The organism is Phormidium sp. FACHB-1136, from assembly GCF_014697375.1.
Taxonomy (GTDB): Bacteria; Cyanobacteriota; Cyanobacteriia; order Phormidesmidales; family Phormidesmidaceae; genus Nodosilinea.
The window spans coordinates 1-8101 of sequence record NZ_JACJRS010000156.1 but is presented as its reverse complement, the minus strand read 5'-3'; the positions used below and the strand labels follow the sequence as shown (position 1 = coordinate 8101).

The following is an 8101-nucleotide window of genomic DNA, read 5'->3' as shown; positions in this document are numbered from 1 at the left end:
GCGGTGATGGAAAGAAGATCGACGTAGGACAAAGCTTGCATGATGGTGTCCCGTGTAGAGGTTGGGTTTGGTCTTGGCCGCTATTCGGCCCGTCACCCGATTGGTATCCCGCTGGGGTGCGGCTCTGTGGCGTGGGGCAGTGTGGTGTGCCCGTCACAAAAATCAGTATGCCCATGATATTGTGAATTGTCAACCCCTGACGCATACTATTCTGGCTCTAGGGTTGACTCATCTATCGTGAGTCGTGAACGATGCCCTACAACCCCCGTAGTCGTGAAAACTTGAAGCCTCGTCAGCGTTATTACGAAGAACCTAAGAAACGCCATGAGGTGATGGTGACGCCTGAAGGCTGGGAAGGGTTTAAGGCACTGGCTAGCCGCAGGGGTCTGTCGGCCAGTGAGTTGATCGAGCAACTCGGACGAGGGCTGATAGAGATCGACAGCGCTCAGGACGATGAGCGGAGGGTCGAACATTAGAGCCATGGGCCTTGCAGGGGCAAAGACGAGCAAGGTCAGACGTAGGCTTGTAGTAGCTCAGCCCATCGGCTTAGGCTCGATAGATCGGCCCCCGTCCTGGGCACCATAAAGCCAGCGCCACGTTTGAAACACCTCAGAGAGCGAATCCCACCTGGCCGCGCTGGCTAGGTGGGGTTTTGTTTGGGGTGATGTCTATCGGCCTAGCTGCTCTAGAACCGCATTCACCCGTCGCTGCTGGTCGGCAGGCACATTCATCGGTGGCCCACCCTTGGCCCTGCGGCTGGCCTGGAGGGCAGCGGTACGGGCTTGAATAATCTGCTGCGGGGTTGGGTCTACGGTGGGCAGATGGCGCACAAACATTGTTCCAGCGTTGGGCGATTGGGTGTAGCCGTCTAACGCGGCAACCAGGGCCGCCTGCGACAAGGGTTGTCCGAACTTAGCCTGCGCTTGAGCTTGGATGTCTTGTTCTGCTTTCCTTAAGGTGCCCAACCAAGAGGCGTCTGCGGCTTCGGGCGATGGGGCACAGTGCTGATAGGAGAATGTGCCCTGGTTCTGGCACCGCCCCGACCAACCCGGATCACGATGGCCAAAGAAGGCATGGGTGGGGTTGCCGTTGGCGTCGCGAGTTCCCTCAGCTCGGCCAATAGCTCGCTTGAGGAGATCATCGGGAATAGGTTGCCCCGGTGCGGATCTAGCCTCGTTCTGTTTAATGGCCTGGACTGCCCAGGTCTGCGGATTGACCCATGCCCCATTACGCTTGATTTTCCAGTCCAGGTGCGGCCCAGTGCTAACACTATCGGTCGGGCTGACCTTGGCGATAATCTGACCAGCCGTGACGATATCGCCTATCGCCACCAGGATGGAATCAACATGAACAAGCTGATGCTCCACCGCCCCTTGCCAGTCTTGACCCTGAATGTGAATCTGATAGCTGGCCCCGTTGACGGAGGTGCCAATCTTACGAATCGCACTGACGTGGCCCGCGATGGGACTGGCGACATCAGCCCCGGCACAGCCCCCGACTCGACAATCAAAGTCAACCCCTCCGTGGGGGCCATAGCGGCGTTGGTTGCCCGTTTCAGGCCCGAAGCTTTGACCAAAAGCAGGTTTGTAATCGACCAGGTCTTGCAACGACTTCCCTACGATAGGCGAGGCAAAGGTTTGTCCCTGGGCCGCCGCGTTGACCATCGGGATAGCCCTGCGTAGCGTGAATCGGTCGTTGGTGTCTTTATCCAACATCACCCAACCGGATGCCCCAATCAGCGCCACGCAACTGAGTTTGAGAACCACGTCACCGGCCTGGATGGCGCTACCAATCACCCAGCGCCAGGTCGGCGGCAGGTCGGTCCAATGGGGTTTAGCGGCTGAGTTCTGCATGGGTTACGGTTCCTTCATGCACAGTCACATCGACAGCAAGGCCATTGTCGAGGAGCCAGCGGTAGCCACCCTCACCCAGAGCACAGGCTGGGGCACCGAGGGCAACCAGGGTGATGACTTCGGACTCACCCACCAAGGCCCGTCGTAGGTCGGCCAGAGCGGCATCGAGGTTCAGCGAATTGGGATTAACGTCGGTGCATCCTGCTAGGCGGGCGTCATCGGGGGCCACCCGGCGGGCGTCACGGTCTGCCCTATCTTGTTGGGCAACGATGGCCTTTCGACCCTGGTGGATTGGGTTCCAAAACCGCCCCCGCCCTGGCTCTAGCAGATCTAGAAACACCACCCCCGCCATGGCACAGGCCAGGATGGCCAGACGACGGGTTCTCATGCGCCAAACCATCATGACTCCCTAACCTTAGATGGGGGTCGCCACTGAATCAGCACACCCTCAAAGGGCAGGCGTTCCCTAAAGAAATCGACAAACTCAGAGATCGATTCAAACCCGTCAGCTTTCGCCAGCGCATCCACACTGGCGGCGTCTAAGGCACATTCGGCATGGCCCAGATAGATACTGAGGCCCGTCACGACCTCACCCATCTTGTGGGGGTGCATGACAATCGAGATGGCGTCAGTGCAGACCGTATCCAGCAGTTTTCGACAGCTTCGCGTCCGCTGTCCGGTGTACAACTGCAAGGTGTCACCCGCACGAGCGTGGCGACGTTTGCCCAAGGCTCGGATCGTCTGGCACTTCTGCCCGGACGCGATCAGAGGTGCAAACTGAGGTTTGAAATTGTAGGCAACCATGGTTATTCCCCTACCCTTACGGCTCTGGTGTAGGGCCGTACTTCAATGGGTTGTCCCATCCGTTCCTCTCCCGTCAAAACCTTGTGGGCGCTTCCGGCAATACTCTGAGTCGGCACCACCAACATGGCCCCGAAGTTTGTCCCAGCCACGACAGGATTCCAGAGGTCTCCATTGGCTTTCACGGCATTGCCTTGCAGCATGTTCAGCCCAGCGGCCAAGACAAACAACCCACCCCAGACCGAGATGAAGGCACCGCCCATCGTTTGCAGGGGATAGTTGCGTAGGCAGGACAAACCAGAGCGCAACACCGGAAAGATGCTCCAGGGGTCGGTGGCAGGGCTGATAACGAATACAGGTTTGCGCTTACCCTGAGTCGCATCGAACCAGCCCCCGTCTTGAATGTTGGACTGCATCGTATTCCTGGGGGCCAACTGAAGGGAGCTGCGTTGGACGGGGCTAGGCGTAATGTCGATGACTTGGGCATCCATGGTCTGCGGGCCACGGGCGGGGGTGATGGCGCTAGACGATGCGGACTTATTCATGGGTACTGTTCTCCTCGATGATGGATTTGATGCGGTCGTACAACTCGGCCCCCTGCTGGTAGCGCTGGCCTTTGTAGCCGAGAACGTCTTTGATGATTTGGCTACGACCCAGCCCTTGGGATAGGGCGTTGGTTACGGAGAGGATGAGGGCCAAGTCGGGGGCATTTGAGGTCTCGACGAACTCGCTAACGGGCGTTCGGGGTAAGGCCACAGCCCCTGTGCTGTCTGCGGTTGGGCTTTGTTCAGGCTGAGTTCGATGGGCATAACCAGGTTCTGGCGGTTGGGGTTCCAGTTTCGGCACTTCGTAGGCCACCATCGGCAACCATTCATCCAGGGCGCTGTGATAGAAGACGGCCTGCTTAGGACTAAAGGAGCGCTCAAAGAGAGCCGGGTCATCGATGGCGGGAATGGTCTTATCCGAGGCTCGTAAACTCTCTAGGTGGCCTTGGCTGGTGGGAGTCTGCAAGGTGAGTAGGTCGAAGGTTGAGCGCATCCCACCACTCACTCCAATATCACCGACTAGGCTGGATTGGGTCATGGCCCATAAGGCACGGTCGTCCGTTTCGCCTGAGGACAACTCCATCACTAACTGAGGCTTAAGGAACGACTCATACCAGGTCTTGAACGTGACTTTGAGCATGGCCAGCTCGTCAATAATGAGCACCTTGGGGCGGGTGGGAATTTGTCGCCACGCAAAGATGAACGCTTGCATCTGGTCTTGCATCGCCTCGATAGCGTCTTTGGTTTCGAGTTCATCGGCCATGAACCCTAGGATCTGGTCAGCCGACTCCCAATACCAATGCTCCTTGGGATGATACTTGGGTTCGATGACCCACACCGCTGCACCGTTGGCCTGCGCCTGACGGTAGGCATGGGCCACCGTGACGCCCTTGCCGACCCTGGGATTAGCGCTAATCAACGTGGGTCTGAGGCGTTGGGCCAAGATGGTGGCGGGGTTTCCCACACGGTAACTATCGGGTTGACTTCCGGTGGGCATCGGTACGGAACCGTCCCAGGCAGGCGCAACCGGAGTAGGCACGGTCTGTCGAATCGCCACCGCAGGCGCTTGTCCTTTCATCGCCCAGGCCAGACCAGACCCCACCGACGTTAGCCCAAACACCAACGCCAAGGGCAGGTAGGGATTCGTCACTCGGTACTCAATCTGTCCCCCGTTGGCGAAGGTTTCGAGATCAGCAGGGGTGAGGTTACTGGCCGGACGTTGTACCCCCATGAACACGCCCAAGGCCGCGCTACCGATGGCGGTGTAAAGCAAAGCATCACCAGGGAATGTCATCGGGTGAACCTCCATAGAAACCGCTGGGCGAACTTCACCAGAGCCAAGCTCAGCAGCAGCGCACCCCAGGCCACCAACAGCACCGCCAACAGGGGTAGGATGTGGCTCAACACCCAGACCAGGGCCAAACCCACACACCCCGTTAGGGGAACCACGACAGCAGCCGTTATCAGGGTTTCAGGGGTCTGCTGGTTCAGAAGGGCAACGACCCAACGGGCCAGGTTAGTCACGAATCTCATGGGCCTTCACCTCTTCCGATAGCGCGTGAGTGCGGTCGTGATACTGGGCGAGGTTTTCGATGGCGATCACCGCCAAGTTAATCGGTGGGTCTGTCGGTACAGAAGGCAGCGACCGGGCCAACTCGACCGCATTGACTCGAAACAAGGCCGCCTGGGCTCGTCCCCAGTCCCGCTCAGCCTTGGCTAGGTCGAGTTGCGCTTGGGCATCGCGTTGGAAGCGATTCAGGGGACAAATCAACTGCTGACCAAAGCAGGGGTCGGTTTCTAGCCTGACGGCCCGCTCGGCCTCGGTGCGGTAGCGGTAGGCTTCGTTTTCTAGCACCGACCGTTGCACCTCTTCCAACACCAGACGGGAATCGTGGTAGTTCCCATCGAGGCGGTGCTGGCCAGCGGCGAGAACGTTGTCGAGGTTTGGGCCTGGGGTCTGGCTTTGATAGGTGCCCTCGGTACCGACTCTGGCCGATTGGGCAACGGCAAAAGCCACACCACACAAGGCAACGACGGACAGGCCACCCACCGCCCAGTAACGACGGTTCTGCCACCAGGGCGACGGGACCAGGTGAATGTTCTGGATGGGGCCATCTGGGGCGGTTTCCAGGCGTTCGGTGCGATAGTTGAGCGGGACAGGCGGGGGTGGATGCATCATGACGGGTTTACGCTGAGTTACGGCAGGTTATGGCGGGTTCTGTAGGTTTTCCAATACGTTGATGGCCATCAAAATCGAGGTGGCGGCGGAACTCAGTTGATCCACCTCGTAGCGGTTGTTGGTTTCTGTGTTGAGAATTTGGGCCAGGATGCTTTCTAACGCGGCAATGATGGAATCCATCGCTACTTGTCCTCCACAAACCCAGGGCAACGCGCCATGTCGGCGTCTTCCCAGGTGGCGGGGTCACAGACAAACTGCTGTACCGCTGGATGCTCGGACAGCTTGCAGTACCCGTCGGGGGCATCGTCGGTGAAGTTCACGCAGTCAAGGCAGGACTTGGGCGCTGGCCCGGACGGATCCCAGTCAGGAACATCGTCAGCGGTAAAGATGAGCATCGTGGACTCTCCTAAAGGGCATGAACGTCGTAGGCCGGAATTTCGCATCCTGCAAGGCCAGAGACTTCGTAAAACCAATCCAGAACATCGGGGTCAAACCAACGGGCGGTGATGGTGCTGCGGCATTCTTGGCCCTCTAGGTACAGCAGCACGAGCTGGCCTAGGACAAATTCGGCGGGATGGGTCGGCATGGTTAGTTGTCCTCCAACGTGGCGATGAACTGCTCAAAATCGGCATAGCATTCGGCTTCGGTGGGGAACCCGTCCTCGCTGCAATAGTCCCCAGCTTCCCAGTGCCATTGGCCATAGATTTGGACGTGTTCGTAGAGTTCACGCAGTTCGTCCTGAATACTCACGGGAAAATCCTCAAAACAACAAAATGGCGATCAATGCCCCCGCCAGGGCGAGGGCGACGTAAACCCCTACGGCTGGGGGCTTGCGGCAGGTTGTTGGGGCTTTCCCAAGACGGACATATCCCGCTGAACCTGGGCATCAATGGCAGCATTGTGCAGGGCCAAGGACTCAGAACGGAGCTTATAAACCAGGCTGGCTTCCTTCACCTGCTCAACCTTGGCTTTCACCGCAGCCGCCTGCTGGGCCTTCCGTTGGGTAATGGCCTGTTGGTGCTGGTAATCGGCATCTACGGCCTCTAGGAACCCGTCACAGCTACTCAGAAAGCGGTCAACGTCTTCCGGCTCAAAGCTGGTCAGGGCAACATCACCCCGGTAATCGGCCAAGTTGATGGCGGATGGGGCTTGAGGTAAGGCAAGCTGCCCCCGGTGGTTGCCAACCTCGATCACCATGGGGGTGATGGCGGTAGCGGTGGGTTCGGTGGGATTGTCCAGAAAGTAAGCCTTGGCAGCGGTCAAAGCCTCAGGCGTTAGCCCCTTCGAGGTGTCGAATCCTTCACCCCTCAGGAACTTATGCACACTGCCTTTGGAAAGCCTGTGAGTCTTGCAGAACGCAGAAAGCGACATATTTTCAGTCATCGGTAAACCTCTTATGAACAAAGCCCGTTCACGCTGAACGGCTGATAAAAACTAGGGGTCTAGGCATTGCCTACCCAGCAGCGGCCCTCTATGTCTCGTCTCTTGGGGCGTTCACGGCTGAACATGGTTATAGCATAATTTTATGCAATTAGCATATAATCAGCGCATAAGGCATTAACATAAATTCAGTTGCTCGTTTATTGAGGCGATACAATTCATGCAAAACCAAGCGGTAAGCATGACTAAGCGGCTAACAATCTCGATTGAGGACGATGTTTATGAAGTCCTCGAAAAGTGGGCAGACGAGGAAGTGAGAACCCTTGCCAACCTGGCAGCGGCTATCGTCACCCTTGAGGCCCGCAAACGTGCAGCCACCCCCAGCGAGGGCAGCAAGTAATGGCCCAAAACGACAAGGCCCAACGCGCCACGGTGCAGATCGGGCCGCTATCGGTCGATGGCTTCCAAATGCCCGATGGTAGCTACCGAATGAGCATTACTAGCGCTGCAACAGCGGTTGATACCTCTCAGCAGAACGCTACAAACTTTTTGCGCTCAAAGGCTCTCAAGGCTTTGCAGGGCAGTGGTTATACGCCACAAAGTTCTGAGCAAATTGAGGTTGATGCTACCGGACAAGGGCGTGGGCAGACGCGCATTACAGCTCTTCCTTTAGACGTAGTGTTTGCGTTCTGGCTCTATCAATGTTCGAGGGGCAACAAACAGGCTTACAACCTGCTGGCGGCATTGGGCCTAGAAACCTTAGAGCGTCGCTTTGACACGGCCTTTGGGGTTGAGCGTAGCGAGTCTGAACGCAACGCCATCCTGACCCAGCGGCTACAACAAACCGAGTCGGCCTTATCCGCCCTGGGTGAAGCCTACGCCGAGCCCGATGTGCTGCGCGAACGGGTAACTCGGTTAGAACAGCAACTCAGAGACGCTGGCCTAGACCCCTGGCAACTGCCCACCGAGGAGAGTAACGATGGCTAACCCAGAGGCAACCTTTTCTCAGATCGAGAATGGCTTGGGCCGTATCGAGACATTGATGGCGCAACAGCTAGAGTTGAGTCGCCAACAGCACGAAACCGCCCAGATGCAGGGTCGCCACATCGAGCGGTTAATGGGCGTAGTAGAAACCTTGTTACAGAGGGTCGCTTAGCCATGACGAACAACGACAAGGCCCAACGTGCCACGGTGCAGATCGGCCCGCTATCGGTCGATGGCTTCCAAATGCCCGATGGCAGCTACCGAATGAGCCAAACCCAGGCGGCAGAAAGCGTGGGGAAATCCCAGAGAAACGCCGGACGCTTTTTGGAGTCGAAGGGCATCAAAGCCTTACGGGGTGA

At 57.7% G+C, this 8101-nt stretch carries 16 protein-coding genes and 1 pseudogene; 5 read left to right on the top strand and 12 right to left on the bottom strand.

The window, feature by feature from the left end; genetic code table 11:
- Positions 1-251 precede the first annotated feature (251 nt).
- On the top strand, positions 252-476 hold the full coding sequence (locus H6G62_RS25155) for a hypothetical protein (RefSeq protein ID WP_190500335.1): 225 nt from the start codon (positions 252-254) through the stop codon (positions 474-476).
- Between the two features lie 192 nt (positions 477-668).
- Here the strand turns inward: H6G62_RS25155 and H6G62_RS25150 are convergent, their stop codons facing one another.
- The 12 genes from H6G62_RS25150 to H6G62_RS25095 all read right to left on the bottom strand — a co-directional run bounded on the left by H6G62_RS25150 (position 669) and on the right by H6G62_RS25095 (position 6701).
- Positions 669-1853: a M23 family metallopeptidase gene (locus H6G62_RS25150; protein WP_190500332.1), complete on the bottom strand. Its 1185-nt coding sequence runs from the start codon at positions 1851-1853 to the stop codon at positions 669-671.
- Positions 1834-2241, bottom strand: a complete 408-nt coding sequence (locus tag H6G62_RS25145; RefSeq protein ID WP_190500330.1) for a hypothetical protein — start codon at positions 2239-2241, stop codon at positions 1834-1836. Before H6G62_RS25145 ends, H6G62_RS25150 begins: the two co-directional genes overlap by 20 nt.
- Before the next feature lie 11 nt (positions 2242-2252).
- Positions 2253-2657 (bottom strand): ASCH domain-containing protein, encoded by a 405-nt coding sequence (locus H6G62_RS25140; protein WP_190500327.1) that lies wholly within the window; start codon positions 2655-2657, stop codon positions 2253-2255.
- Between the two features lie 2 nt (positions 2658-2659).
- Entirely contained in the window at positions 2660-3199 is a 540-nt protein-coding gene (locus tag H6G62_RS25135; protein WP_190500325.1) for a hypothetical protein, read from the bottom strand.
- Entirely contained in the window at positions 3192-4493 is a 1302-nt protein-coding gene (locus tag H6G62_RS25130) for a hypothetical protein (protein WP_190500323.1), read from the bottom strand. Before H6G62_RS25130 ends, H6G62_RS25135 begins: the two co-directional genes overlap by 8 nt.
- Positions 4490-4732, bottom strand: a complete 243-nt coding sequence (locus tag H6G62_RS25125; RefSeq protein WP_190500321.1) for a hypothetical protein — start codon at positions 4730-4732, stop codon at positions 4490-4492. The genes H6G62_RS25130 and H6G62_RS25125 overlap by 4 nt, the downstream gene beginning before the upstream one ends.
- Positions 4716-5378 (bottom strand): hypothetical protein, encoded by a 663-nt coding sequence (locus tag H6G62_RS25120; protein WP_190500319.1) that lies wholly within the window; start codon positions 5376-5378, stop codon positions 4716-4718. The genes H6G62_RS25125 and H6G62_RS25120 overlap by 17 nt, the downstream gene beginning before the upstream one ends.
- 27 nt (positions 5379-5405) lie before the next feature.
- A complete protein-coding gene (locus tag H6G62_RS25115) occupies positions 5406-5558 on the bottom strand; it encodes a hypothetical protein (RefSeq protein WP_190500318.1) in 153 nt (50 codons plus the stop codon).
- A gap of 2 nt (positions 5559-5560) precedes the next feature.
- Positions 5561-5773 carry a hypothetical protein gene (locus H6G62_RS25110; protein WP_190500316.1) on the bottom strand — a complete coding sequence of 71 codons (213 nt, stop codon included), beginning with the start codon at positions 5771-5773 and terminating at the stop codon, positions 5561-5563.
- An 11-nt stretch (positions 5774-5784) separates the two neighbouring features.
- Positions 5785-5964 carry a hypothetical protein gene (locus H6G62_RS25105; protein WP_190500314.1) on the bottom strand — a complete coding sequence of 60 codons (180 nt, stop codon included), beginning with the start codon at positions 5962-5964 and terminating at the stop codon, positions 5785-5787.
- Positions 5965-5966: 2 nt separating this feature from the next.
- Entirely contained in the window at positions 5967-6128 is a 162-nt protein-coding gene (locus H6G62_RS25100) for a hypothetical protein (RefSeq protein WP_190500312.1), read from the bottom strand.
- Between the two features lie 66 nt (positions 6129-6194).
- Positions 6195-6701 (bottom strand): hypothetical protein, encoded by a 507-nt coding sequence (locus tag H6G62_RS25095; RefSeq protein ID WP_190500310.1) that lies wholly within the window; start codon positions 6699-6701, stop codon positions 6195-6197.
- Positions 6702-6999: 298 nt separating this feature from the next.
- On the opposite strand from H6G62_RS25095, the gene H6G62_RS25090 reads away from it, so the two are divergent.
- From H6G62_RS25090 to H6G62_RS25075, 4 genes and pseudogenes are all read left to right on the top strand, one after another.
- Entirely contained in the window at positions 7000-7158 is a 159-nt protein-coding gene (locus H6G62_RS25090; RefSeq protein ID WP_190500308.1) for a hypothetical protein, read from the top strand.
- On the top strand, positions 7158-7745 hold the full coding sequence (locus H6G62_RS25085) for a hypothetical protein (protein WP_190500306.1): 588 nt from the start codon (positions 7158-7160) through the stop codon (positions 7743-7745). The genes H6G62_RS25090 and H6G62_RS25085 overlap by 1 nt, the downstream gene beginning before the upstream one ends.
- Positions 7738-7914: a hypothetical protein gene (locus tag H6G62_RS25080; RefSeq protein ID WP_190500304.1), complete on the top strand. Its 177-nt coding sequence runs from the start codon at positions 7738-7740 to the stop codon at positions 7912-7914. The genes H6G62_RS25085 and H6G62_RS25080 overlap by 8 nt, the downstream gene beginning before the upstream one ends.
- Before the next feature lie 2 nt (positions 7915-7916).
- Positions 7917-8101, top strand: a pseudogene (locus H6G62_RS25075) (hypothetical protein); the annotation flags it as partial.

What these genes read in the sequence shown, in the direction of transcription:
- H6G62_RS25155 (WP_190500335.1), top strand. Translation starts at nt 252, where the DNA reads ATGCCCTACAACCCCCGTAGTCGTGAAAACTTGAAGCCTCGTCAGCGT.
- H6G62_RS25150 (WP_190500332.1), bottom strand. Translation starts at nt 1,853, where the DNA reads ATGCAGAACTCAGCCGCTAAACCCCATTGGACCGACCTGCCGCCGACC.
- H6G62_RS25145 (WP_190500330.1), bottom strand. Translation starts at nt 2,241, where the DNA reads ATGAGAACCCGTCGTCTGGCCATCCTGGCCTGTGCCATGGCGGGGGTG.
- H6G62_RS25140 (WP_190500327.1), bottom strand. Translation starts at nt 2,657, where the DNA reads ATGGTTGCCTACAATTTCAAACCTCAGTTTGCACCTCTGATCGCGTCC.
- H6G62_RS25135 (WP_190500325.1), bottom strand. Translation starts at nt 3,199, where the DNA reads ATGAATAAGTCCGCATCGTCTAGCGCCATCACCCCCGCCCGTGGCCCG.
- H6G62_RS25130 (WP_190500323.1), bottom strand. Translation starts at nt 4,493, where the DNA reads ATGACATTCCCTGGTGATGCTTTGCTTTACACCGCCATCGGTAGCGCG.
- H6G62_RS25125 (WP_190500321.1), bottom strand. Translation starts at nt 4,732, where the DNA reads ATGAGATTCGTGACTAACCTGGCCCGTTGGGTCGTTGCCCTTCTGAAC.
- H6G62_RS25120 (WP_190500319.1), bottom strand. Translation starts at nt 5,378, where the DNA reads ATGATGCATCCACCCCCGCCTGTCCCGCTCAACTATCGCACCGAACGC.
- H6G62_RS25115 (WP_190500318.1), bottom strand. Translation starts at nt 5,558, where the DNA reads ATGGATTCCATCATTGCCGCGTTAGAAAGCATCCTGGCCCAAATTCTC.
- H6G62_RS25110 (WP_190500316.1), bottom strand. Translation starts at nt 5,773, where the DNA reads ATGCTCATCTTTACCGCTGACGATGTTCCTGACTGGGATCCGTCCGGG.
- H6G62_RS25105 (WP_190500314.1), bottom strand. Translation starts at nt 5,964, where the DNA reads ATGCCGACCCATCCCGCCGAATTTGTCCTAGGCCAGCTCGTGCTGCTG.
- H6G62_RS25090 (WP_190500308.1), top strand. Translation starts at nt 7,000, where the DNA reads ATGACTAAGCGGCTAACAATCTCGATTGAGGACGATGTTTATGAAGTC.
- H6G62_RS25085 (WP_190500306.1), top strand. Translation starts at nt 7,158, where the DNA reads ATGGCCCAAAACGACAAGGCCCAACGCGCCACGGTGCAGATCGGGCCG.
- H6G62_RS25080 (WP_190500304.1), top strand. Translation starts at nt 7,738, where the DNA reads ATGGCTAACCCAGAGGCAACCTTTTCTCAGATCGAGAATGGCTTGGGC.